Source organism: Streptomyces sp. NPDC047017, from assembly GCF_040644175.1.
In the GTDB taxonomy this organism is placed as follows: domain Bacteria; phylum Actinomycetota; class Actinomycetes; order Streptomycetales; family Streptomycetaceae; genus Streptomyces.
The window spans coordinates 63,375-85,530 of the sequence record NZ_JBEYVW010000015.1 but is presented as its reverse complement, the minus strand read 5'-3'; the positions used below and the strand labels follow the sequence as shown (position 1 = coordinate 85,530).

Below are 22,156 nucleotides of genomic sequence, written 5' to 3'. Positions count from 1 at the left end.
CGGTGCTGTCAAGCCGGTGCGCCCCGCGGGCCTGGTCGAGGGCCTGACTCCGCGGCGCGGTCCTGCGCAGCGCGGTTCCTACGCAGCGCGGTTCCTGCGGGACTCCGTGCGGGTCCCGGCGGGGCTCAGCCCCCCAGTTCCTGGTGCCGAGCCGCCAGGCGCGCGGTCCCCTCCTCGGTCAGGGAGCCGAACAGGCGCAGGCGGGAGATGCCTCCGTCCGGGAAGATGTCCACGCGCGCGTGCGTGGCGGCGACGGGCTCGGACAGGACGAAGCGGTGGTTGGTGTCGGGCTGGCAGCGGGTGCGCGGCAGGATCTCGCGCCACTCGCCGTCCTCGCCGTCCTTGACGGACACCGACGCCCAGCCGGCGCTGTTGCCCTTGAGGTAGGCGGTGTCGATCTCGACGGCACGGATCTCGGACCGGGCGGCCAGCCGGTAGCTGATCCAGTCGTTGCCCTGGTCGCGGCGGCGGCGGGTCTCCCAGCCGTCGTCCATCTTGCGCGAGCGGCCCGGCTGGATGGTGTTGGTGGCCGGCGAGTAGAAGAGGTTCGAGGCGTCCTCGACCCGGCCGCCGTTCTCCAGGGCGACCACGTCGAAGGTGCCGAGCGCGGCCAGCCACCGCGGGTCGGGCACGACCTCGCCGTACACGCGCAGCCGCGCGATGCCGCCGTCGGGGTGCTGGTTGACGCGCAGGTGCGTGAAGGTCTGCTCGACGTCGACCTCGAAGCCGTTGGCCGCGTGGCCGCCGATCGGGGTGCGCGGGACGAGGGTGGTCCACTTGACGTCGTCGGCGAGGAGTTCGGCCGGGGACGGGAAGCCCGGCACGCTGGTGGCCTCGATCGACACGGCCTGCGGGTAGTTGCCGCGGAAGTGCGCGGTGTCGACGACGACGCCGCGGACGACGCCGGGCGCGCCCAGGCGGACCAGCGCCCAGTCGTGGTCGTCCTCGGTGGGCCAGGGGTGGTCGGCGGAGGCACCGCGGCGGCGGCGGGTCTCCCAGCCGTCCATGACCTTGCCCTTGTGCCCGAAGTGCTCGGGGTCGAACTCGGCGGGCTCGGGCACCAGCAGGTTCTCGCGCTGGGCGAAGAACTCGTCGTTGGCGGCGATCACCCCGGCGCCGAGCCGGCGGTCGGCGAGGTTAGCGTACTGGGTGAAGGGGAGGTCGGCGGTGCGGTAGTCGGCGTACGGGTCACCGCCTCCGTAGGGGTTCGCGTCGCCGGTGAAACGAGGAGTCGCCGTCACGGTGATCAGTGCTTCCTTTCGGGAGTCGGCCGGTGCGGGTGGGCGCGGGTGCGGAGGCTGGTCACGCGCCCGCGCGGGCGGGAGGTGGTTCAGTGGGGCCGGGTCAGCAGGCGGCCCTTCGGTGCGCTGAACTCGCCGGCCTCGACGATGCGTTCGCCGCGCAGCCAGGTGGACTTCACCACGCCGTGCAGGGTGCGGCCCGCGTACGCGGTGACGCGGTTGCGGTGCTGGAGGGCGGCCGGGTCGACGGTGAAGGTCTCGTCGGGGGCGAGCACGGCGAAGTCGGCGTCGCGGCCGGCCTCGATGGCGCCCTTGCGGTCCAGGCCGGCCAGGGCGGCGGTGCGCGCTGACATCCAGCGGACCACGTCCTCCAGGCCGTGACCGCGCCCGCGGGCCTCGGTCCACACGGCGGACAGGCTGAGCTGGAGGCCGGAGATGCCGCCCCAGGCGGTGGCGAAGTCGTCCGTCTTGAGGTCGGCGGTGGAGGGCGAGTGGTCGGTGACGACGCAGTCGATGGTGCCGTCGGCCAGCGCCTGCCAGAGCAGGTCCTGGTTGGCGGCCTCGCGGATGGGCGGGCAGCACTTGAACTCGCTGGCGCCGTCCGGGACCTCCTCGGCGGTCAGGGTCAGGTAGTGCGGGCAGGTCTCGACCGTGATCCGTACGCCCTCGGCCCTGGCCTCGGCGATCAGCGGCAGCGCGTCGCTGGAGGAGAGGTGGAGCACGTGCACGCGCGCGTTCAGCCGCTTGGCCTGGGCGATCAGCGTGGCGATGGCGGTGTCCTCGGCGTCGCGCGGACGGGAGGCGAGGAAGTCGGTGTACCGGGGGCCGCCGTGCTGCGGGGCGGCGTCGAGGTGGTGCGGGTCCTCCGCGTGCACGATCAGCAGACCGTCGAAGCCGGCTATCTCGGCGAGCGAGGTGCCCAGCTGGTCCTGGGACAGGTGCGGGAACTCCTCCACGCCGGAGGGCGACAGGAACGCCTTGAAGCCGAAGACGCCGGCGTCGTGCAGCGGGCGCAGGTCCTTGACGTTGTCGGGCAGGGCGCCGCCCCAGAAGCCGACATCGATGTGCGCCTTGTCCCGGGCCACGTCCTGCTTGACGCGCAGGTGGTCCACCGTGGTGGTGGGCGGCAGGGAGTTGAGCGGCATGTCGATCAGGGTGGTGATGCCGCCGGCCGCGGCCGCGCGGGTGGCGGTCCAGAAGCCCTCCCACTCGGTGCGGCCGGGGTCGTTCACATGGACGTGGGTGTCGACCAGGCCGGGCAGCAGGACGTCGTCACCGAGGTCCTCCAGGCGGGCGCCGGCCGGTACCGGCGCGTCGTAGGGCAGTACGGCCGTGATCGTGCCGCCGGCGACCTCGACGGACGCGGGGCGCGTCCCCTCGGGCGTGATGACCCGTGTCGAGCGCAGCACCAGTTCAGCGTCGGACACCCGGACCCCTCTCTTCGTCGCCGCCATGCTTCCGGGAAACGGGACGCAGGGGGATGTACACCCACAGACGTCCATGTACACGCATGTACACCCATGTAACGGACTTCAACGTTCTGTTGAAGGAGTCTTCACTCCCGCCCTCGCCCCGTCAAGGGGCACACTGCTGGACAACGAGTGGCCGGGCACACTCTGGACGTTTCCACAAAGCGGAATTAAGATTCCAACAGACAGAACGTAGTTCCGTACAGGCAGGGAGTCAACCGGCCCCCGGGTAGGCTTTTGCCCTTCCTGCCAGCCCCGAAAGGAACGCGCCGTGCCGACGTCCAGCGCCAGCACCACCGACTCCGCCAAGCCCGCCGCCAGCGGTGGCGTCCAGTCCCTAGAGCGGGCCTTCGATCTCCTCGAGCGGATGGCGGACGCGGGCGGCGAGGTGGGTCTCAGTGAACTCTCGGCGGCCAGCGGCCTGCCGCTGCCGACCATCCACCGCCTGATGCGCACCCTGGTGGCCTGCGGGTACGTCCGGCAGCAGCCGAACCGGCGGTACGCGCTCGGCCCCCGGCTGATCCGCCTGGGCGAGTCCGCGTCCCGGCTGCTCGGCACCTGGGCCCGCCCCTATCTGGCCCGCCTCGTCGACGAGACCGGCGAGACCGCCAACATGGCGCTGCTGGACGGCGACGAGATCGTGTACGTGGCGCAGGTGCCCTCCCGGCACTCCATGCGGATGTTCACCGAGGTCGGCCGGCGGGTGCTGCCGCACTCCACCGGTGTGGGCAAGGCGCTCCTCGCGCACACCCCGGACCACGAGGTGCGCGCCCTGCTGTCGCGCACCGGGATGCCCGCCACCACGGAGAAGACGATCACCACGGCGGACGGCTTCCTGGCCGCCCTGAAGGACGTGCGGGAACTCGGCTACGCCATGGACGACAACGAGCAGGAGATAGGGGTCCGCTGCGTCGCCGTCTCGGTGCCCGACTCGCCGACCGCCGCCGCGATCTCCATCTCCGGCCCGGCGGGCCGCGTCACCGAGTCGGTGACCGAGCGCATCGTCCCGGTCCTGCAGCAGGTGGCCGCCGAGCTGTCGCAGGCCCTGACCAGCGCGGGCCCCGCGGCCTGAGCGACGGCCCGGCGCCGCCCCCGCCCCGCCTCAGCCGGCGCGGGCCGACAGCCTGCCGTCGCGCATCTCCCGCACCGCGTCCGCCGCGCCCAGGTGGGTGTGGTCGTGGGTGACCAGGACGGTCGCCGTGTCCCGCTCGCGGGTCAGGCGGGTCAGCAGGGCGAGGACGGCCGCGCCGCGTTCGTGGTCGAGGGCGCTGGTGGGTTCGTCGACCAGGAGCACGGACGGCTCGTTCACCAGCGCGCGGGCGATGTTGACGCGCTGGCGCTGGCCGCCGGAGAGCTGGTGCGGGCGCCGGTGCGCCTGGCCGTCCAGGCCGACCGCGGCCAGCAGCTCCCGGGCGCGGCCCGCCGCCGGCCGGCGGCCGTCCAGGCGGGCCATGACCTCCAGCTGCTCCAGCGCCGTCAGCGAGGGCAGCAGGTTCGGCTGCTGGAAGACGATGCCGATGCGGCGCCGCCGCAGCACCGCGCGTTCGGCGGCGCTCAGGGAGGCCGTCGCCGCCCCGTCCACGTACACCCGCCCGCTGTCCGGTGTGATCAGCGTGGCCGCGACCGCGAGCAGGCTGGACTTGCCCGAGCCGGACGGTCCCACCACGGCGGTGACGGTGCCCGCGGGCACCTCAAGGCGGACCCGGTCCAGGGCGGTCAGCCGGCCGTCCCCGTCGGGGTAGGTCAGGGTGATGTCGTCGAGGACGAGGCTCATCGCACGCCTCCCCACGCGGTCAACGGATCGAGGACGAGGCTCATCGCACGCCTCCCAGCGCGGTCAGCGGATCGACGGCGGTGATCCGCCGGACGGACAGGCCGGCGCCCAGCACACCGAGGGCGATCATCACCGCGGCGGGCACCAGCACGGTGGAGACGTCGAGCACGAACGGCACCGACCCGCCCCGTACCAGCACGCCGGCCAGGCTCGCGAGGGCGGTCCCGAGCAGGGCCCCGGCGGTCAGCAGCAGCGCCGCCTGCCCCAGCGCGTCGAAGAGCAGGTCCCGGGTGGCGGCCCCGAGCGCCTTGAGCACCGCGATGTCGGGGGACCGCTGGATGGTCCACACCGTGAAGAAGGCCCCGACGACCAGCGCGGAGATGGCGAACAGGAAGCCGCGCATCAGCTGCAGCGAGCCGTTCTCCGCCTGGTAGGAGCCGATGGCGGCCGGCGCGTCCCGCTTGGCGAGGGTCCTGGTCCCGGCGGCCCGGTCGGCGGCGGCCACCTCGGCGCCGTGGGTGCGCAGCGCGATCACCGTGGCCCGGCCGCCGTCCCACGCCGTCCACACCACGGGCGTGTGGCTGTAGGAGGCGTCGCCCGAGACGGCCGCGACCGTCCAGGTGACGGACCCCAGGCGCACCCGGTCCCCGGCGGCCACGCCCAGTTCCGCGGCGGCCCGGTGCGAGAGCACCGCCCGGCCGGGCGCGACACCGGCGGGCGCGAGACCGGAGGCGGGCCGCACCGCGAACACCGACAGCGCCGCCGTACGGCTCCCGGCGGCGGCCTCCACCGTGCCGATCGCGACCGGTTCGGCGTACGGCACCCGCCGCGCCCAGGCGCCGAGCGCGGACGGCGGCAGCGAGGAGCCGGTGAAGGACACCGGTCGGCCGCCCGGCGGCGCGGCGAAGGCGAGGTGGTCGGCGGGCAGGCCCTCGACCGCCGAGGTGTTCTCCTCGGCGAGCCCGGCGGTCAGCCCGGACAGCAGCCCCACCAGCAGGGTGATCAGTGTGACCACGGCTCCCATCAGGGCGAACCGCCCCTTGGCGAACCGGAGGTCTCTCCATGCGACGAACATGGCCCCACCCTCCTGGGCGCGCGCCCGCCGGGGCATCGCGCCGGAGCACGCTCGTCCCGGGCCGAAGGAGGCAGCCGGCTTTCCACCTTTCGGTTGACCGGCGGCGCGCCCGGCCCGCTTACGCTGGACCCGCCATGGACGTCCGCCCCCACTCCCCCGTCGTCGCCGCCCTGCGCCTGTGCCTGTACGCGCTGTTCGCGGGCCTGCTCGTGTTCGCCGCGGTCCGGGCGGACAGCCCGGCGGCGGTGGCCGCGGCGCTCGCGACCGGCGCGGTGTTCGCCTGCGGTGTGCTGAGTCCGCCGGTGCGGCGCTCACGCCGTACGGCCTCGCTGTGGCTGGCGGCGCTCGGCGCGGCCTGGCTGGTGCTGCTGGTCTTCTCCCCGGCGGCCGTGTGGGCGGCGTTCCCGCTGTACTTCCTCCAGCTGCACCTGCTGCCGGTGCGCTGGGGCCTGCCCGCGGTGACGGCGACCGCGGCGGCGGCGATCGCCGGGTTCACCGGGCACGGCGGGCAGGCGGGGCCGGGCGCGTTCATCGGCCCGTTGCTGGGCGCGGCGGTCGCGGTCGCCACGGTGCTCGGCTACGAGGCCCTGTACCGGGAGAGCGAGCGGCGCCGCGAGCTGATCGAGGAGTTGGTGGCCACCCGCGCCGAACTCGCCGGCGCCGAGCGCGCCGCGGGCACCCTCGCCGAGCGCGAGCGGCTGGCCCGGGAGATCCACGACACACTCGCCCAGGGCCTGTCCAGCATCCAGCTCCTGCTGCGCGCCGCCCAGCGCGCGATGCCCGCGGGCTCGCCGGCCGCCGCGCACATCGAGCAGGCCCGCGCCACCGCGCAGGACAATCTGGCCGAGGCCCGCCGTTTCGTGCGCGCGCTGACCCCGCCGGACCTGGAGCACGGCTCGCTGGCCGGGGCGCTGGAACGGCTCTGCTCGCGCGCGGCGGGCCCGCCCACGGTGCGTTTCTCGGTGAGCGGCGCCCCGGCCGGGCTGCCCACCCCCTACGAGGTGGCGCTGCTCAGGATCGCCCAGTCGGCGCTCGGCAACACCCTGCGGCACGCCCGGGCCGGCCGCGCGGAGATCACCCTGAGCTTCATGGACACGGCGGTGGCGCTCGACGTGGTCGACGACGGGACCGGTTTCGTACCGGAGGCGGTCCCCGTCGGCGCGGGCGCGGCCTGCGGTCCGGCGGACGGCGGGTTCGGGCTGCCCGCGATGCGCTCGCGCGCCGAGGCGCTGGGCGGCACGTTCGCGGTGGAGTCAGCGCCCGGGCAGGGCACGGCGGTGGCGGTCACCCTGCCGTACCCGGCCGCCGCGGCGCGGCCCGGGGGCGGCGCGTGACGATCCGGCTGCTGCTGGCGGACGACCATCCCGTGGTCCGCGCGGGCCTCAAGGCCGTGCTGTCCGCCGAGCCCGATTTCGAGATCGCCGGGGAGGCGCCGACGGCGGAGCGCGCCGTGGAGCTGGCCGCGGCGGGCGGGGTCGACGTGGTGCTGATGGATCTGCAGTTCGGTCCCGGCGGCGCGCACGGCGCGGAGGCGACGGCGGCGATCACCGCCCGGCCCGGCGCCCCGCGCGTCCTGGTGCTGACCACGTACGACACCGACGCGGACATCCTCGCCGCGGTGGAGGCGGGGGCGGCCGGCTATCTGCTGAAGGACGCCCCGCCCCAGGAGCTGGCCGCGGCGGTGCGCACCGCCGCCTCCGGCCGCTCCGCGCTGGCCCCGGCGGTCGCGCACCGCCTGATGGACCGGATGCGCGCTCCCGCCGCCGCGCTCAGCCGCCGCGAGCTGGAGGTGCTGGAACTGGTCCAGGAGGGCCTGTCCAACCTGGAAATCAGCAAGCGCCTGTTTCTGAGCCAGGCCACGGTCAAGTCCCATCTGGTGCACATCTACGCCAAGCTGGGCGTGGAGTCGCGTACGGCGGCCGTGGCGGCGGCCACCGAGCAGGGGCTCGTCCGGCGCCGCCGGCCCTGACCACACCACCGGACTCCCCGGGCGAGGCGCGCGGGGCCGGGGCCTCTGGTCCGCGCAGGCCGGGACTCCGGTCCGCACGGGCCGGGCCGCCGGGCCACGCAGGCCGGGACTCCGGTGCGCGTGAGGCCGGGACTCCGATCTGCTCTGCACGAGGCCGGGACTCTGGTCCGCACGGGGCCGGGCCTGCGATCCGCACGGGGGCCGGCCCCCTGGTCCGCGCAGGCCCGCCGTCAGCCGCGCGGCGGCTCGCCGAACAGGTCCACCGCGGCCCGTACGCCGGTCAGGCCGGCCGCCAGGGCGCTGACCGAGCCTATCGATCCGGCGATCAGCAGCAGCGAGCGGCGCAGCCGCGGGGTCTCGGGGACGCCGTGCGCGGCCATCGCGGCGAGCGCGGCGAGTTCGTCCTCGGCAATCGCCCGGTCGGAGAACTCCGCGGGATGCGCGGCCAGTTGCCGGCGCAACCGGGACACCGCGGTACGCAGCTGTGCCACCCTCGGGTCCTTCGGGTCCTCTCCGCTGCCGGTCACCGGCCTCTGCCCCAAGCTCCGCAACACGGCCCTCCCCCTCGCACGTCGTCGTCACGCAGCGCGGTCCTCGGACGCGTCAGTAAACGCCACCGGGCCCCGGCGCGCCACCATGGGGACCGAAATTCAGCCCCGGAAACCGTAGGGTCCGCGGGCCTTCACCCAGGGAGGGCGTATGACGGTCGCAGAGGACGAGGTCGCCGGTCTGGTGCTGGCCGCCGGCGGCGGACGGCGGCTCGGCGGGCGGCCCAAGGCGCTGCTCGAACACCGCGGGCGCCTGCTGGTGGACCACGCGGCCGACGTGCTGCGCGCGGCGGGCTGCCGGCGCGTGCACGTGGTCCTGGGGGCGCGGGCGCGGGACGTACGCGCGCGGGCGGCGCTGGCGGGCTGCGTGCTGGTGGACAACCCGGACTGGGAGGAGGGCATGGGCTCCTCGCTGCGGGCCGGGCTGGAATCGCTGGCCGGGACCGGCGCGCGGGCGGCCCTGGTCTCGCTCGTCGACCAGCCGGGGATCGGGGCGGCGGCGGTGGCCCGGGTGCGCGCGGCCTACCGGGACGAGTCGTCGCTGGCCTCGGCGGCGTACGACGGCGTACGCGGGCACCCGGTCCTGTTCGGTTCGGCGCACTGGGCGGGCATCTTCGCGAGTGCGCACGGCGACCGGGGGGCACGCGCCTATCTGAAGGAGCACGCGGCCGGGCTCACCCTCGTGGAGTGCGGGGACGTGGCCGCGGCCTGGGACATCGACACCGAGGCTGACCTGGGACACCTGGAGTGAACGGGGTGGCACCGAGCGCCAGCTTTCCTCGACTCAGAGAATCTCGACATCAACAAACCATTGAAGTTCCACGATGAGGAAACTACTATCCACTGATCAGAGGCACCCGACCGCACAGCGGGTGCGAAATAACCCCATTCGTACGCCATGGCACCCGGTGCCACCGCTGAAGGAAGTGACAGCTCATGTCCGCACCAGCGCCGTCTCCGCTGGCCATCGTCGACGCCGAGCCCCTGCCCCGGCAGGAGGAGGTCCTCTCCGAGGCGGCGCTCGCCTTCGTGGCGGAGCTGCACCGGCGGTTCACGCCGCGCCGCGACGAACTCCTCGCCCGCCGTGCGGAGCGCCGCGCCGAGATCGCCCGCACCTCCACCCTCGACTTCCTCCCGGAGACGGCCGCCGTCCGCGCGGACGACTCCTGGAAGGTCGCCCCGGCCCCCGCGGCCCTGGACGACCGCCGGGTCGAGATCACCGGTCCCACCGACCGCAAGATGACCATCAACGCGCTCAACTCGGGCGCGAAGGTCTGGCTCGCCGACTTCGAGGACGCCTCCGCGCCCACCTGGGAGAACGTCGTCCTCGGCCAGCTCAACCTGATCGACGCCTACATGCGCGGCATCGACTTCACCGACGAGAAGTCCGGCAAGTCGTACGCGCTGCGCCCGGCCGGTGAACTCGCCACGGTCGTGATGCGCCCGCGCGGCTGGCACCTGACCGAGCGCCACCTCGTGGACGCCGGCGGCACACCGGTGCCCGGTGCCCTCGTCGACTTCGGCCTGTACTTCTTCCACAACGCGCAGCGCCTGCTCGACCTCGGCAAGGGCCCGTACTTCTACCTGCCCAAGACGGAGTCGCACCTGGAGGCCCGCCTCTGGAACGAGATCTTCGTCTTCGCCCAGGACTACGTCGGCGTCCCGCAGGGCACGGTCCGCGCCACCGTCCTGATCGAGACGATCACCGCCGCGTACGAGATGGAGGAGATCCTCTACGAGCTGCGCGACCACGCCTCCGGGCTGAACGCGGGCCGCTGGGACTACCTGTTCTCCATCGTCAAGAACTTCCGTGACGGCGGTGAGCGGTTCGTCCTGCCGGACCGCAACGCGGTGACGATGACCGCCCCGTTCATGCGCGCGTACACCGAACTGCTGGTGCGCACCTGCCACAAGCGCGGCGCGCACGCGATCGGCGGCATGGCGGCGTTCATCCCCTCGCGCCGGGACGCCGAGGTCAACAAGGTGGCCTTCGAGAAGGTCCGCGCCGACAAGGACCGCGAGGCCGGCGACGGCTTCGACGGCTCCTGGGTCGCCCACCCCGATCTGGTGCCGATCGCCATGGAGTCCTTCGACAAGGTGCTGGGCGACAGGCCCAACCAGAAGGACCGGCTGCGCGAGGACGTCGACGTCAAGGCGGCCGACCTGATCGCGATCGACTCCCTCGACGCCAGGCCGACCTACGCAGGACTGGTCAACGCCGTGCAGGTGGGCATCCGTTACATCGAGGCGTGGCTGCGCGGCCTGGGCGCCGTCGCCATCTTCAACCTCATGGAGGACGCGGCCACCGCCGAGATCTCCCGCTCGCAGATCTGGCAGTGGATCAACGCGGGCGTGCGGTTCGAGAACGGCGAGAAGGCCACGCCCGAGCTGGCCCGCAAGGTCGCCGACGAGGAACTGGACACCATCCGCGAGGAGATCGGCGACGAGGCGTTCGCCGCCGGCCACTGGCAGCAGGCCCACGACCTGCTGCTCCAGGTCTCCCTCGACGACGACTACGCCGACTTCCTGACGCTGCCGGCGTACGAGCAGCTCAAGGGCTGACCCCGCACCGGCCGCCCGCGGCCGGACCACGGACAGGACGGCCCCGGGAGGATGTCCCCGGGGCCGTCCGGCATGTTCCCGGCGGGCTATTCCAGGTGGGCGGACCAGTCCTGCTCGGCGGCGGGCTTGCCGTGCAGGTCGGGGACGTGCTTGAGCCAGGCGGGCCGGCCCGCCTGCGTCCTCGCGGCCCGCCGGGTCTCCTCGGCGGCCAGCTCGCCCGGGGTGGGGAAGCCGGTGGGCAGCCAGGCCGCGGACGCCCGCACGCGCGCGTGCAGATGCCCCACGTAGGCGTCGCGCACCTCCCCGGGCGTGGCGAAGCCCTCCTCCAGCGCCAGCCAGGCGTCCGGCACCTGGGCGACCACCTCCCGCAGCAGCGCCTCGGTCACCCGCGGCGCCAGCTCCGCGTCGGCGGCGCGCACATCGGGCGCGTACCGGCCGAGGGCGTGGTGCCGGAAGTCGTACGCCTTCTCCGGTGCGGAGAGGTCCCAGCGGTGGTGGAAGACGAGGGCGGCGCCGTGGTCGATGAGCCACAGGCGCGGGGGCACGGTGCCGAGTGTCGGCCAGATCATCAGATTGGAGCTGTGGACGGTCCGGTCCACGTTGGCGGTCAGCGCGTCGAGCCAGACGATCCGGCCCGCCTCCAGCGGATCCACCCGGAACGTCCGGGCGGCCTCCGGGGTGAAGTCCCACGCCCCCGGCAGATGATCCATGCCGAGGTTGATCCCCGCGCTGGCCCCGTGCAGCTCCCGCACCTCCTGATGCGGCTCGTGCGCGGCGATCGCCGGATCGAAGCGCACGAGGACCAGCTCGGGGAAGCGCAGCCCGAGCGCGCGCGCCAGCTCCCCGACGATCACCTCGGCGACCAGCGCCTTGCGCCCCTGCGCGGAGCCGGTGAACTTCACGACGTACGTACCGCAGTCGTCGGCCTCGACGAGGGCGGGGACGGAACCGCCGGAGTGGAGGGGGGCGAGGTATCGGACAGCGGTCACGTCGCGCAGCACACCGGCCAGGGTACGGCAGGGCTAATGGCCACCGGCCGGGGGCGGGCCGTCCGCCAGTGGGTTCGGGAGGGGGTGGTAGCGGGCGGCGGCGCCGTCCGCGGACGTCCAGCGCAGGAGCAGGTTCGTCTTGCCGGGGAGGGTCGGGGAGGCGAGGAGGGCGGGGATCTCGGGGAGGGCGTGGCGGGCGAGTTCGGCGCGGACGGCGGGCCACGGGTCGAAGCCCGGGTGGTGGGCGGCCAGGGCGGCGGCGATCTCCGCGAGGTGGTTGACGATCAGGCAGTAGACCAGGCGTTCCCAGCCGGCCGCCCGGGAGACCTCCGGCAGCAGTTTGACGCCCTCCGCGTCACGGAACAGCGCCCCCACGGGCAGGCCGTCGGCGTCCACGGCGATCACCGAGTTCTGCAGGTGGGCCTCCAGGACCACGCCGTGGTCCGCGAAGGCGCCCAGGGCCGGGGGCACCGTCTGGCGCAGGTACGCCGTCCACCACACCGCCGGGTCCACCGGGCCGTCCAGCGGGGTGCCGTCGAAGCCCTCGGCGAGGGCCGCGGCGAGCAGCGCCGTCGTACCGGGCGGCAGGTGCTGTTCCAGGCCGTCGCGGACCACGACGGCCAGTTGTTCGAACGCGAAGGCGGCGGTGCGGTAGCCGCGGTCGCTCAGCCAGGCCGCCGGGCCGCCGAGCCGCGCGAAGGCGGCGGTCACCGCCGCGTCCGTGCGGCGCAGGCGCAGCAGGTCGTGCCGCCACAGCCGGCGGACGTCGTTGGTGATGCGCACGTCCAGACTGAACTTCAGGAACAGGTCGCCGCCGGGAGCGGGGGCGTGCACGGTGCGGATCGCGGCCGTGGGCCGGACCTCGAAGGCGGTGGTGCCGAGCCGGATCAGCCGGCCGTCCGCGAACGCCCCGGCCAGGTCGGGGGCCGCCAGGTCGAGCTGCCAGGGGTGGGCGGGCAGCAGCCGGTAGCCGGGCGGCGCCTGGCCGAGCGCGTCGAGCGCGGAGGTGTCGCCCTCCTCGACGGCCAGGTCGGCGCGCACCCCGAGCAGCACCAGCGGGAAGCGGGCGTGCGCCTCGGGCGCGTACGGCAGCCAGGAGGCGACCGGGCCGCCGCCGCGCGCCTTGGGGGCGGGGTGGCAGGGGTGGCCGGTGACCAGGGACTGCTCGGAACGGGTGTAGGGGTCGGCGGGCGGGGGCACGGTGTCGCGGGCGGCGAGGAGCGCGGCGACCGCCTCCCGGCTGTCGAGCATCTCCGCGGGCAGTTCGTCGTTGGTCAGGCCGGTGTGCCGGCGCAGTTCCTCGGCCACCAGTTTGACCAGTTCGGTGTGGTCGACGCGGTGCCAGGCCCCCGCCGCGTACACCTCGGGTTCGGCGGGCCGCCGGCCGGCGCGCACCCGCAGCAGCCGGCCGCCGCCGGGCAGCCGGTACGTGTGTCGTCCGTCCCGCCGTCCATCCCACTGCCCGCCCGGCTGTCCTTGCCGGTCCGGGCACGGGTCCGGGCACGGCCGGGCCACCTCACGGATCAGGCAGTTGAGCAGGGGAGCGGCCGCGTACGCGTCGGCGCGCGCCGCGACGTCCGTGCTGGGCGGCCTGAGTTCGACGCGTTCCATTGGTTCCCTACGTCCACTCGGTGCGAAGGTGATCAGTATGTCTGCCCGGCGGGTACCGCCGTGACGCCCCCGCCCGCGCCCGATCCCCCGCCCGATCCGCACCCGAGGAGCCCGAACGTGCACCGTTTCCCGACCGCCGAGGCCGAGATCGGCGCGGAGTTGGCCGAGCTGCGACCCGGCCTCGTCCCACGGTACGCACAGGAGTTGCCCGGCGCGCGGGCGGCCGTGCTGACCCGGCTGTGGCGGGCGCTGGCGTACGAGCCGCTGCCGTGGATCGCCGGCCGGGAGCGGGCCGGGGACGAACTGGTCCTGCGGCTGCGCGACGGCCGCCGGCTGAGCGGCCCGGCGGCCGACCCGTACGCCACCGCCGCCTACGTCACGGTGCTGCGCCTGGACGGCCGGGACCACGGCGATCCGGCCCGCCTCATGACCGCTCTCGGCGTACCGCACGGGCCCGCGTTCGCCGCCGAACTCGCGCACAGCGCGGCCTCCTCGGCGCTGTCCCGGGCCGACGCCGTGCCGTGTCCGGCGCATCCCGGGGAGTGGCCGGCGCGGGACTGGGAGTGGGAGCAGCGGGTGGTCGACGGGCATCCGTTCCACCCCGGCTGCCGGTCGCGGCCGGGTTTCTCGGTGGCCGAGCAGCTGGCGTACGGTCCCGAGCACCGGCCGGTGGTGAAGCTGGCGCTGGTGCCGGTGCCGGTGGCGGAGTGCCTGGTGAGCGGGGAGTGGCCCGAGGGGCTGCGGGACGGCGGGCGGCTGCTGGTGCCGGTGCATCCGTGGCAGGCGGAGCACGTGCTGAAGCGGCCGGGCGAGGAGCGGGTGGCCGCCGCGCATCCGCTGATGTCGCTGCGGACCCTCGCCCTGCCGGGCGGCCCGCATGTGAAGACCGCGCTGAGCGCCCGGCTGACGTCGTCGGTGCGGGACATCTCGGTCGCCTCGGTGGCGGCCTCGGCGGCGCTGTCGGCGTTCGCGCAGGAGCTGGCGGGCCGCACCGACGGCCTGCTGCACATCACCCGCACCCTGGGGGCGGCCACCGCCCACTCCCCCGACCTGGCGGCCCTGTGGCGCGAGTCGCCGCAGGTGTACGCGGCTCCGGGCGAGCATGTGCTGCCGGTGGCCGCGCTGCCCGGCACCGGGCTGCCGAACTCGCCTGCCTGGCTGGCCGGTTTCACCCGGCTCACCCTCGCGGTGGGGCTGCGGCTGCTGGAGCTGGGCGTGGCCCTGGAGGCGCACGGCCAGAACCTGCTGGTCGTCCTGGACGGCACCGGTGCCCCGCTGCGGCTGGTCTACCGCGACCTCGCCGACATCCGGGTCAGCCCGTCCCGGCTGGCCCGGCACGGCCTGCCGGTGCCGGAGCTGCCCGCCCGGAACCTGACGGACGATCCGACGGCCCTGCGGCGCAAGCTGTTCGGTTCGCTGGTGGCGGGAGCGCTGGCGGGGACGGCGGGTTCGGGCGCCGCGCTGGGGGCGGCGCTGGAGAGCGCCGTACGGGAGCTGCCGCGCACCGCGGACCTGGCGGCGCTGTGCGAACGGCCGCTGCCCGCCAAGGCGCTGACGCTGATGCGGCTGTCCCCCGGGACGCCCGGCGACCAGTGGACGGACCTGCCCCACCCGCTCGTTTTGGATCAGGGCACGCCTGGTCAATAGGATCCGCCGATGATCACAAGACAACGGCTGGCGGCAGGAGTCTGTGCTCTGCTCGCCGCCCTGACGGCCGGGGCGGCCTTCCCGGCCGGCGCGGCAGCCGACGAGACGGGCGGCCCGGCCGCTCCCAAGGTCGAACTCGTCCTGGATGTCAGCGGTTCCATGAGCACCCGGGACATCGACGGCGGTACGCGGATGGCGGCGGCCAAGCAGGCGTTCAACGAGGTGCTGGACGCCACGCCCGAGGAGGTGCGGCTCGGCATCCGCACCCTGGGCGCCAACTACCGCGGCAACGACCGCAAGACGGGCTGCAAGGACACCGCGCAGCTCTACCCGGTCGGCCCGCTGAACCGCACCGAGGCCAAGACGGCCGTGGCGACCCTGGCCCCGACCGGCTGGACCCCCATCGGACCCGCGCTGCTGAAGGCGGCCACCGATCTGGAGGGCGGCGAGGGCACCCGCCGTATCGTCCTGATCAGCGACGGCGAGGACACCTGCCAGCCCCTTGACCCGTGCGAGGTGGCCCGCGAGATAGCGGCCAAGGGCATCGGCCTGACCATCGACACGCTGGGCCTGGTCCCGGACGCCAAGACCCGCGACCAGCTCAGCTGCATCGCCGACGCGACCGGCGGGACGTACACGTCCGTGCAGCACAAGGAGCAACTCTCGGACCGGGTGGGCCAGTTGGTCGACCGGGCCGCCGATCCGGTGGTGACCCCGGTCGCCACCGAGGGCGCCGCCGACTGCGCCAAGGCCCCGGCGCTCAAGTCCGGCCTCTACACCGACCGCGAGGAGTTCGGACAGCAGCGCTGGTACCGGGTGGACGTGAACCCCGGCCAGGAGCTGCGCGCCTCGGTGAGCGTGGCCGACGACCGGGCCGTGAACCCGGACTACGGGATGCTGCTGCGGGCCGTCACCCGGCAGGGCCGCGAGCTGGTGCGCGGCGAGGCGGCGGGCACCGGCCGGACCGACGTGGTCTCGACGGGCCTGCGCTACCCGAAGGCCAAGAGCGACGGCGACGGCGCGCCCGCCGAGACGGTGTGCCTCCAGGTCACCAACTCCTTCTCGGCGGCGCCCGGGGTGAAGACCTCGCCGGGGCTGCCGCTGGAGCTGACCGTGGACGTGGTGGACGGCCCGGACCAGGCCCATGACGTGGCCGCGTTCGGACTGGGCCGCGGCTGGTGGCTGCTGGGCCTGCTGGTGGTCGTCGGCTTCCTGGCCGGAGTGGTCTGGGGCTGGCTCTCGCGCTGGCGCGTGGCGATCTGGAGGACCAACTGATGCGTTTCACCCGTGCGTTGAGCGGCGCACTGCTGGTACTCGGGCTCGCGGCGGCTCCCGCGGCGGCCGACGCCTCCCCCTCGGCGAGCCCTTCCGGCGACAGCGCGGCGCCGTCCCGGGCGGGCACGTCGTTCCGTACCGCGACGGAGATCGAGCAGGGGCAGCGGGCCACGGCCGACGGCTCCACCGGCGACTACCTGTACTGGTCGTTCCCGGCGGACGCCGGTCAGCGCCCCACCGTCAGCGCGACGGTGAAGCTGCCGGACAAGCACACCGCGCAGACCTGGCAGCTCGACGTCTACGACGGCCTGCGCCGCCGCCAGGCATGCCAGTACGGCACCCAGACCCGCACCGCCCCCGAGGGCACCGCCTCCGTCGCCCTGACCTGTGTGCTGCGCACGGTGCGCGGCTGGTCGGAGCCGTGGGCGGACGACCCGCTGCCCGGCACGTACTACGTCCGGCTCACGGCGGTCGGCCTCCAGGCCACCGACCTGGGGCTGCCGGTGAGCGCCGAAGTGAAGGCCGACTCGAAGCACATCGGCGGCGCGGCGGCGGTGGACGGCTCGCTGTCCCGGCCCCTGGTCCCGGGGATCGCGGTCAAGGACCAGCAGGGCGACGGGGACGCGAAGAGCGCCGGGGACGCGAAGGGCGAAGGGGACGCGAACGGCGACGGCTCGAAGAAGCCGGCCGTGCTGGCCGGTATCGAGCCGGACGGCGGGTGGTCCTCCGGCTGGTGGTCCGACCGCTGGGTGTGGACCGGGATCGGCGCGGTGCTGGCCGCGCTCGCGGGCATCGGCGGATACGCGCTGACGCGCGGTTCGGGACGGCCGTCGCAGGTACCGCCGGGCGCCTGACGCCCCGCCACCTCACCTGACCCGCAAGGCCCGCCTCCCTCTCCCGAGGCGGGCCTTGCCGCCTCACGCCTCCCGCAGGCTCTTGGCCGGCGGGCTGTCACCGGTGACGTCCACCCGGCCGGCGCGCACCGCCGCGGCGAGGGTCGTCTCCCCGCGGGCGAGGGCCGCGCAGGTGGCGGAGTCCAGGGCGAGGCGGGCGTCGGGCTCGCCGGGCGCGGGACCGTCGCCGTAGACGGGGCCGTCCCCGGCACCGGCGTACAGATGGAACACGCCTTCCTCCAGCCGTACTTCGACGATCCCCTCGCCCTCCAGGGCGCGCAGCAGCGGCAGCGCGAACCAGTGGGCGCGCACCGCGTCGGTGGGCCGCTGCTCGCCCAGCTCGGCCTGTCCCCACTCCCCCAGCGCCTGGAGCACGGGCAGCAAGTCGCGTCCGCGCGGCGTCAGTTCGTACACGAAGGCGGCGCCGGGCGGGGGCAGCCGGCGCCGGGTCGCCAGTCCGTCGCGTTCCATGTCCTTCAGCCGCGAGGCGAGGACGTCGGTGCTCACCCCCGGCAGGTCGGCGTGCAGGTCCGTGTAGCGGCGGGGACCGGCCAGCAGTTCCCGGACGATCAGCAGGGTCCAGCGGTCGCCCACGGTGTCCAGCGCGCGGGCGGCGGAGCAGTACTGGTCGTAGCTTCGGCGAGGTGACATGCGACGCAGTCTAGACACGTTGTTGGACTTTCCAAGCTCCCACTTGGTAAAACCAAGCACCACAAGTTTCCGGAGGGGTCCATGGAGTTCCGGCAGTCGAGCAAGCTGAGCGAGGTCTGTTACGAGATCCGCGGCCCGGTGATCGAGCACGCCAACGCGCTGGAGGAGGCGGGCCACAGCGTGCTGCGCCTGAACACCGGCAACCCGGCGCTGTTCGGCTTCGAGGCGCCGGAGGAGATCCTCCAGGACATGATCCGGATGCTGCCCCGGGCGCACGGCTACACCGACTCGCGCGGTGTCCTCTCCGCCCGCCGCGCGGTCGCCCAGCGCTACCAGGAACGCGGCCTGGAGGTCGGCGTCGACGACGTGTTCCTCGGCAACGGCGTCTCCGAGCTGGTGTCGATGGCGGTGCAGGCGCTGGTGGAGGACGGCGACGAAGTCCTCATCCCCGCCCCGGACTTCCCGCTGTGGACGGCGGTGACCACGCTGGCCGGCGGCAAGGCGGTCCACTACCTGTGCGACGAGCAGGCCGACTGGTACCCGGACCTGGACGACATGGCGTCCAAGATCACCGACCGCACCCGGGCGGTCGTCATCATCAACCCCAACAACCCCACCGGCGCGGTCTACCCCAAGGAGATCCTGGAGGGCATCCTCGACCTAGCCCGGCGGCACGGCCTGATGGTCTTCGCGGACGAGATCTACGACCAGATCCTCTACGACGACGCCGTGCACCACTCCACCGCCGCCCTCGCCCCGGATCTGGTCGTCCTCACCTTCTGCGGCCTGTCCAAGACCTACCGCGTGGCGGGCTTCCGCTCCGGCTGGCTGGCGGTGACCGGTCCCCGGCAGCGCGCGAGGAACTACCTGGAGGGCCTGACCATGCTGGCCTCCATGCGGCTGTGCGCCAACGCGCCCGCCCAGTACGCGATCCAGGCCGCGCTGGGCGGCCGTCAGTCCATCCACGAACTGACCGCGCCGGGCGGCCGGCTGCACGAGCAGCGCAACACCGCCTGGGAGAAGCTGAATGAGATCCCCGGGGTCAGCTGCGTGAAGCCGAAGGGCGCGCTGTACGCCTTCGCCCGCCTCGACCCGAGGGTCCACCAGATCCACGACGACGAGAAGTTCGTCCTGGACCTGCTCCTGCGCGAGAAGATCCAGGTCGTCCAGGGCACCGGCTTCAACTGGCCCACCCCGGACCACTTCCGCATCCTCACCCTGCCGCACGCGGACGTACTGGACACGGCGATCAGCAGGATCGGACGGTTCCTGGGCGGGTACCGGCAGTAGGTGGGGACGGGGCGAGCGGCGGCGTCAACTACCCGCGCCCGAAGAGGACCTCGCACCAGACGGTCTTCGTGTACGGGTCCGCGCTCGTCACTCCCCAGTGTGTCGACAGGGCCTCGACCAGAAGCAGTCCCCGGCCCGACTCCGTGTCCGGCGACGGCTGCGGGAGAGTGGGCGGCGGCCGGTGGTCCGGCCTCGCGTCCGTGACCTCGATCCGCAGCGCCGGGTCGGCGGCGTAGAAAGTGAGCGTCAGGCGGAAGTCCCGGCCCCGCACCCGGCCGTGCCGCACCGCGTTCGCGGCGAGTTCCGCGACCAGCAGCGCGGCCGTCTCGCTCGCCTCCGTGTCGTACCCCCAGCCCCACTCCGCGAGTTGCTGCGCCGCCAGGCGGCGGGCCAGCCGGGCGCCTCTCGGCGTGGCCGACAGCCGGATCGTGAACTGCCCGGTGGGCGCCATGGAGTCTGCGGTCCACCCAGGGGTGGAGATATCGGCGTTCATGTCACCCAGCGTGGCCGATCGTCCCTACGCTGCCCAGTGAAGATGACGGTACGCAGCGTTACTGTCCGGGTGCTGTCCGGGACTGTACGGGCGGGGACGCGTTACGCGGTGTACCGGCGGGGAGTTGAGACCAGGCGACACACGGAGGTACCGGAGCATGGACGCGACGGAGCAAGGACAGCTCATCGACGACCCGATGGAAGTGACCTGGGGAGACGAAGAGACAGCGGCGGTCCTTCGGACAGTAGGGAGGGTCATCAAGAAGTGCCGCGAGCGCATGGGGCTCACCCAGGCCGAGTTGGGCCTGGCCATCGGCTACAGCGAGGAGCAGGTCTCCGCGGTAGAACGCGGACGGCGCGCACCGAAGCTGCAGTTCCTCAAGGAGGCGGAGCGCGTACTCGATGCCGGTGGTGTGATCATCGCGCTGCAGCAGGATGTGGAGGAGGTTCGGTACCCCAAGAGGATTCGGGACTTGCGGAACCTGGAGGCACAGGCCGTCGAGATCTGCTGTTACGCCGACGCTGTCATCCATGGCCTGCTCCAGACGCCGGACTATGCCCAGGCCTTGTACAGCTCGCGTCGTCCTGTCTTCAGCGAAGAGGAAGTGGAACGCCTCGTCACGGCACGCATGGCTCGGCACGAGATCTTCGACCGACAGCCGATGCCTGTCCTCAGCTTCGTACTGGAAGAGGTGGCCTTGCTCCGCCCTCTTGGCGGCAGAATGGTGATGCGGAACCAGCTTGAGCATCTGTTGGAGGTCGGCCAACGACGGAACGTGGAGATCCAGGTGATGCCCACGAACTGCGACGACCACGCCGGCCTGGCTGGTTCGATCCAGCTGATGCGGCTCCATGAGGGGAACACGGTGGCGCACACGGAAGCGCAGCTCACCAGCCACCTCATGTCCCATCCCAAGCAGGTTCAAATCGTCGATGCCCGCTACGGCATCATCCGGTCTCGGGCTCTCACGCCCCGTAAGTCGCTGGCCTTCATCGAGAAAGTACTGGGAGAGACATGATGACCATCCCCTCGTCTGGGAACAATTCCGCGCTCGCGTGGTTCAAGAGCAGCTACAGCACCAACGACGGCCCCGAGTGCGTCGAAGTCGCCCACACGCCCCGCACCATCCACGTCCGTGACTCCAAAACCACCCAAGGCCCCCACCTGGCCTTCGCCCCGCAGGGATGGGCCGCCTTCCTTCCCTACGCCGCCGACTGCTGAACGGCTCCGTACCGGCCGTACGGCCCAGTCCCGACTGCGGCCGTACCCGGTACGTGTCAGGGTGTCGTCGGTGACGACAGGGAAGGAACAGCGGACGTGGGTGATCTCTTTCTCGTCCGGCACGGGGAGACCGAGTGGTCGCGGTCCGGGCGGCACACCGGCCGCACCGACGTGCCGCTGACCGAGCGCGGGCGCGAGGAGGCGCGGCGACTGGTGCCGCTCATCCGCTCGCACCGGATCGGCGCCGCGTTCGTCAGCCCGATGCAGCGCGCGCGGGAGACGGCCGAGCTGATCGGGGTCCCGGACGCACGGGTCGACATGGACCTGCGCGAATGGGACTACGGCGGCTACGAGGGGATCACCACGCCCGAGATCCAGCGCACCCGGCCGGGCTGGTTCCTGTTCACGGACGGGGTCGCGCCCGGGCCGCCGGAGCATCCCGGGGAGACGGTGGAGCAGGTCGGGGAGCGGGCCGACCGGATGCTCGCCAAGGTGGACGCCGCCTTCGCCAACACGGAAGGGGTCGTGCTGCTGGTCGCCCACGGCCACTTCCTGCGGGTGCTCACCGCCCGCCGCCTCGGGCTGCCGCCGTCCTCGGGCGCGCTGTTCCAACTGGCCACGGGCACGGTGTGCCGGCTGGGCACGGAACACGACCGGCCGGTGATCGCGGCGTGGAACATCCGGCCGGCCGGCCCCTCCTGACCTCCGGGGCGAGGCCGCCCGCGTCCTCACTGTCAGACCCTGGCCGTACTCTTCGAAGGGGCCGTGAGGACCGTCCTCGGTGCCCGCTCGGGGAGGGAGTACGCCGTGACGCGACCGCCGACCGCCGCGCAGCGCCGCGTGCTCGACGCCGCCGATCCCGTGTCCGGGCGGGTCAGGGGGACCCCGGCGCAGCTCGCGGCGCTGGTCAAGCATGGCCTCGCCTTCCGGCATCCGCGGCCGCCGCACGCGTACTTCCTGACCCCGGCCGGCCATCGGATACGCGAGGCGGCGCCCGAGCCGGAGGGTGCCGCCGGGGAGACGGCCGTGGCCGGTGCGCCCGGGGTGTTCGCCGCCCGGACCGGCGGTGAGGAGACGCCGGTGGACGTGGGCGCCGCCCGGGTCCGCGAGGTGCGCAGTGCCTGGCAGGGGCTGCTGGAGCTGCGCCGGATGACCAACGCGGACGGGGCGATTGACCGGCCCTGCGGCTGGGAGCGCGCGCATCTCGTGCGGGCCGCCGCGCTCGCCCTGGAGGCCGCCGGGCACCGGCCCGCCGGACCGGACGGCGACGGCTACCGGGTACGGGCGACGCCGCAGCCGGAGGCGGTCGCGGTCCACGGTCAGGACACCGAGGCGCTGCGGGCCTGCGCGGCCACGCTGGAGCGGGCCGGGTGGCAGGCCGGGGAGTACACGGAGCCGCGTACGCGAGCCCGGTACCTGCTGGCCTCGCCGCGGCGGGTGTGACCGCA

General features: G+C 73.7%; 22 protein-coding genes. 13 read left to right on the top strand and 9 right to left on the bottom strand.

Going from position 1 to position 22,156, the window contains the following annotated elements:
• Positions 1 to 125: 125 nt before the first annotated feature.
• Positions 126 to 1,241 (bottom strand): allantoicase, encoded by a 1,116-nt coding sequence (gene alc / locus ABZ858_RS24515; RefSeq protein ID WP_361382400.1) that lies wholly within the window; start codon positions 1,239 to 1,241, stop codon positions 126 to 128.
• 89 nt (positions 1,242 to 1,330) lie between these two features.
• Positions 1,331 to 2,668: an allantoinase AllB gene (allB, locus tag ABZ858_RS24510; RefSeq protein ID WP_361382397.1), complete on the bottom strand. Its 1,338-nt coding sequence runs from the start codon at positions 2,666 to 2,668 to the stop codon at positions 1,331 to 1,333.
• A gap of 313 nt (positions 2,669 to 2,981) precedes the next feature.
• Here allB and ABZ858_RS24505 point away from each other — a divergent pair, with 313 nt between their 5' ends.
• Positions 2,982 to 3,782 carry an IclR family transcriptional regulator gene (locus ABZ858_RS24505; protein WP_361382395.1) on the top strand — a complete coding sequence of 267 codons (801 nt, stop codon included), beginning with the start codon at positions 2,982 to 2,984 and terminating at the stop codon, positions 3,780 to 3,782.
• 30 nt (positions 3,783 to 3,812) lie between these two features.
• Here the strand turns inward: ABZ858_RS24505 and ABZ858_RS24500 are convergent, their stop codons facing one another.
• Positions 3,813 to 4,484 carry an ABC transporter ATP-binding protein gene (locus ABZ858_RS24500; RefSeq protein WP_361382392.1) on the bottom strand — a complete coding sequence of 224 codons (672 nt, stop codon included), beginning with the start codon at positions 4,482 to 4,484 and terminating at the stop codon, positions 3,813 to 3,815.
• A 40-nt stretch (positions 4,485 to 4,524) separates the two neighbouring features.
• Positions 4,525 to 5,559 carry an ABC transporter permease gene (locus tag ABZ858_RS24495; RefSeq protein ID WP_361382389.1) on the bottom strand — a complete coding sequence of 345 codons (1,035 nt, stop codon included), beginning with the start codon at positions 5,557 to 5,559 and terminating at the stop codon, positions 4,525 to 4,527.
• 134 nt (positions 5,560 to 5,693) lie between these two features.
• Here ABZ858_RS24495 and ABZ858_RS24490 point away from each other — a divergent pair, with 134 nt between their 5' ends.
• Together ABZ858_RS24490 and ABZ858_RS24485 are read left to right on the top strand one after the other, a co-directional pair.
• Positions 5,694 to 6,893: a sensor histidine kinase gene (locus ABZ858_RS24490; protein ID WP_361382386.1), complete on the top strand. Its 1,200-nt coding sequence runs from the start codon at positions 5,694 to 5,696 to the stop codon at positions 6,891 to 6,893.
• Entirely contained in the window at positions 6,890 to 7,528 is a 639-nt protein-coding gene (locus tag ABZ858_RS24485) for a response regulator transcription factor (RefSeq protein WP_361382383.1), read from the top strand. Before ABZ858_RS24490 ends, ABZ858_RS24485 begins: the two co-directional genes overlap by 4 nt.
• Before the next feature lie 230 nt (positions 7,529 to 7,758).
• Here ABZ858_RS24485 and ABZ858_RS24480 read toward each other — a convergent pair whose 3' ends face one another.
• Complete coding sequence (locus ABZ858_RS24480; protein ID WP_361382380.1) at positions 7,759 to 8,082, bottom strand: DUF5955 family protein; 324 nt, start codon at positions 8,080 to 8,082, stop codon at positions 7,759 to 7,761.
• A 145-nt stretch (positions 8,083 to 8,227) separates the two neighbouring features.
• Here ABZ858_RS24480 and ABZ858_RS24475 point away from each other — a divergent pair, with 145 nt between their 5' ends.
• Together ABZ858_RS24475 and aceB are read left to right on the top strand one after the other, a co-directional pair.
• Positions 8,228 to 8,827: a nucleotidyltransferase family protein gene (locus ABZ858_RS24475; RefSeq protein WP_361382377.1), complete on the top strand. Its 600-nt coding sequence runs from the start codon at positions 8,228 to 8,230 to the stop codon at positions 8,825 to 8,827.
• A gap of 185 nt (positions 8,828 to 9,012) precedes the next feature.
• Complete coding sequence (gene aceB, locus ABZ858_RS24470) at positions 9,013 to 10,638, top strand: malate synthase A (RefSeq protein ID WP_361382374.1); 1,626 nt, start codon at positions 9,013 to 9,015, stop codon at positions 10,636 to 10,638.
• Between the two features lie 86 nt (positions 10,639 to 10,724).
• On the opposite strand, the gene ABZ858_RS24465 is transcribed toward aceB, so the two are convergent.
• Positions 10,725 to 11,639: a HipA family kinase gene (locus ABZ858_RS24465; protein ID WP_361382371.1), complete on the bottom strand. Its 915-nt coding sequence runs from the start codon at positions 11,637 to 11,639 to the stop codon at positions 10,725 to 10,727.
• A 21-nt stretch (positions 11,640 to 11,660) separates the two neighbouring features.
• Positions 11,661 to 13,238 (bottom strand): IucA/IucC family protein, encoded by a 1,578-nt coding sequence (locus ABZ858_RS24460; RefSeq protein WP_361382368.1) that lies wholly within the window; start codon positions 13,236 to 13,238, stop codon positions 11,661 to 11,663.
• A gap of 117 nt (positions 13,239 to 13,355) precedes the next feature.
• On the opposite strand from ABZ858_RS24460, the gene ABZ858_RS24455 reads away from it, so the two are divergent.
• Genes ABZ858_RS24455 through ABZ858_RS24445 form a run of 3 tightly spaced genes read left to right on the top strand, consistent with a single transcriptional unit; the run spans position 13,356 to position 17,014 of the window.
• Positions 13,356 to 14,885 carry an IucA/IucC family protein gene (locus ABZ858_RS24455; protein ID WP_361382365.1) on the top strand — a complete coding sequence of 510 codons (1,530 nt, stop codon included), beginning with the start codon at positions 13,356 to 13,358 and terminating at the stop codon, positions 14,883 to 14,885.
• Positions 14,886 to 14,894: 9 nt separating this feature from the next.
• Positions 14,895 to 16,160 carry a VWA domain-containing protein gene (locus ABZ858_RS24450; protein ID WP_361382362.1) on the top strand — a complete coding sequence of 422 codons (1,266 nt, stop codon included), beginning with the start codon at positions 14,895 to 14,897 and terminating at the stop codon, positions 16,158 to 16,160.
• Entirely contained in the window at positions 16,160 to 17,014 is an 855-nt protein-coding gene (locus ABZ858_RS24445; protein ID WP_361382359.1) for a hypothetical protein, read from the top strand. Before ABZ858_RS24450 ends, ABZ858_RS24445 begins: the two co-directional genes overlap by 1 nt.
• Before the next feature lie 63 nt (positions 17,015 to 17,077).
• Here ABZ858_RS24445 and ABZ858_RS24440 read toward each other — a convergent pair whose 3' ends face one another.
• Positions 17,078 to 17,704 (bottom strand): winged helix-turn-helix transcriptional regulator, encoded by a 627-nt coding sequence (locus tag ABZ858_RS24440; protein ID WP_361382356.1) that lies wholly within the window; start codon positions 17,702 to 17,704, stop codon positions 17,078 to 17,080.
• Positions 17,705 to 17,785: 81 nt separating this feature from the next.
• Here ABZ858_RS24440 and ABZ858_RS24435 point away from each other — a divergent pair, with 81 nt between their 5' ends.
• A complete protein-coding gene (locus tag ABZ858_RS24435) occupies positions 17,786 to 18,994 on the top strand; it encodes a pyridoxal phosphate-dependent aminotransferase (RefSeq protein WP_361382353.1) in 1,209 nt (402 codons plus the stop codon).
• A gap of 28 nt (positions 18,995 to 19,022) precedes the next feature.
• On the opposite strand, the gene ABZ858_RS24430 is transcribed toward ABZ858_RS24435, so the two are convergent.
• A complete protein-coding gene (locus ABZ858_RS24430) occupies positions 19,023 to 19,487 on the bottom strand; it encodes an ATP-binding protein (RefSeq protein ID WP_361382350.1) in 465 nt (154 codons plus the stop codon).
• Between the two features lie 157 nt (positions 19,488 to 19,644).
• Here ABZ858_RS24430 and ABZ858_RS24425 point away from each other — a divergent pair, with 157 nt between their 5' ends.
• From ABZ858_RS24425 to ABZ858_RS24410, 4 genes are all read left to right on the top strand, one after another.
• A complete protein-coding gene (locus ABZ858_RS24425) occupies positions 19,645 to 20,505 on the top strand; it encodes a helix-turn-helix transcriptional regulator (protein WP_361382347.1) in 861 nt (286 codons plus the stop codon).
• Entirely contained in the window at positions 20,502 to 20,708 is a 207-nt protein-coding gene (locus ABZ858_RS24420) for a DUF397 domain-containing protein (protein ID WP_361382344.1), read from the top strand. The genes ABZ858_RS24425 and ABZ858_RS24420 overlap by 4 nt, the downstream gene beginning before the upstream one ends.
• A 96-nt stretch (positions 20,709 to 20,804) precedes the next feature.
• Positions 20,805 to 21,410: a histidine phosphatase family protein gene (locus tag ABZ858_RS24415; RefSeq protein WP_361382341.1), complete on the top strand. Its 606-nt coding sequence runs from the start codon at positions 20,805 to 20,807 to the stop codon at positions 21,408 to 21,410.
• Between the two features lie 105 nt (positions 21,411 to 21,515).
• Positions 21,516 to 22,151, top strand: a complete 636-nt coding sequence (locus ABZ858_RS24410; protein WP_361382338.1) for a hypothetical protein — start codon at positions 21,516 to 21,518, stop codon at positions 22,149 to 22,151.
• Positions 22,152 to 22,156: the final 5 nt, after the last annotated feature.

Excerpts from the sequence above, each read along its gene's own strand:
- ABZ858_RS24500 (WP_361382392.1), bottom strand. The coding sequence starts at position 4,484 with ATGAGCCTCGTCCTCGACGACATCACCCTGACCTACCCCGACGGGGAC.
- ABZ858_RS24495 (WP_361382389.1), bottom strand. The coding sequence starts at position 5,559 with ATGTTCGTCGCATGGAGAGACCTCCGGTTCGCCAAGGGGCGGTTCGCC.
- ABZ858_RS24490 (WP_361382386.1), top strand. The coding sequence starts at position 5,694 with ATGGACGTCCGCCCCCACTCCCCCGTCGTCGCCGCCCTGCGCCTGTGC.
- ABZ858_RS24475 (WP_361382377.1), top strand. The coding sequence starts at position 8,228 with ATGACGGTCGCAGAGGACGAGGTCGCCGGTCTGGTGCTGGCCGCCGGC.
- aceB (WP_361382374.1), top strand. The coding sequence starts at position 9,013 with ATGTCCGCACCAGCGCCGTCTCCGCTGGCCATCGTCGACGCCGAGCCC.
- ABZ858_RS24460 (WP_361382368.1), bottom strand. The coding sequence starts at position 13,238 with ATGGAACGCGTCGAACTCAGGCCGCCCAGCACGGACGTCGCGGCGCGC.
- ABZ858_RS24450 (WP_361382362.1), top strand. The coding sequence starts at position 14,895 with ATGATCACAAGACAACGGCTGGCGGCAGGAGTCTGTGCTCTGCTCGCC.
- ABZ858_RS24445 (WP_361382359.1), top strand. The coding sequence starts at position 16,160 with ATGCGTTTCACCCGTGCGTTGAGCGGCGCACTGCTGGTACTCGGGCTC.
- ABZ858_RS24440 (WP_361382356.1), bottom strand. The coding sequence starts at position 17,704 with ATGTCACCTCGCCGAAGCTACGACCAGTACTGCTCCGCCGCCCGCGCG.
- ABZ858_RS24435 (WP_361382353.1), top strand. The coding sequence starts at position 17,786 with ATGGAGTTCCGGCAGTCGAGCAAGCTGAGCGAGGTCTGTTACGAGATC.
- ABZ858_RS24430 (WP_361382350.1), bottom strand. The coding sequence starts at position 19,487 with ATGAACGCCGATATCTCCACCCCTGGGTGGACCGCAGACTCCATGGCG.
- ABZ858_RS24425 (WP_361382347.1), top strand. The coding sequence starts at position 19,645 with ATGGACGCGACGGAGCAAGGACAGCTCATCGACGACCCGATGGAAGTG.
- ABZ858_RS24420 (WP_361382344.1), top strand. The coding sequence starts at position 20,502 with ATGATGACCATCCCCTCGTCTGGGAACAATTCCGCGCTCGCGTGGTTC.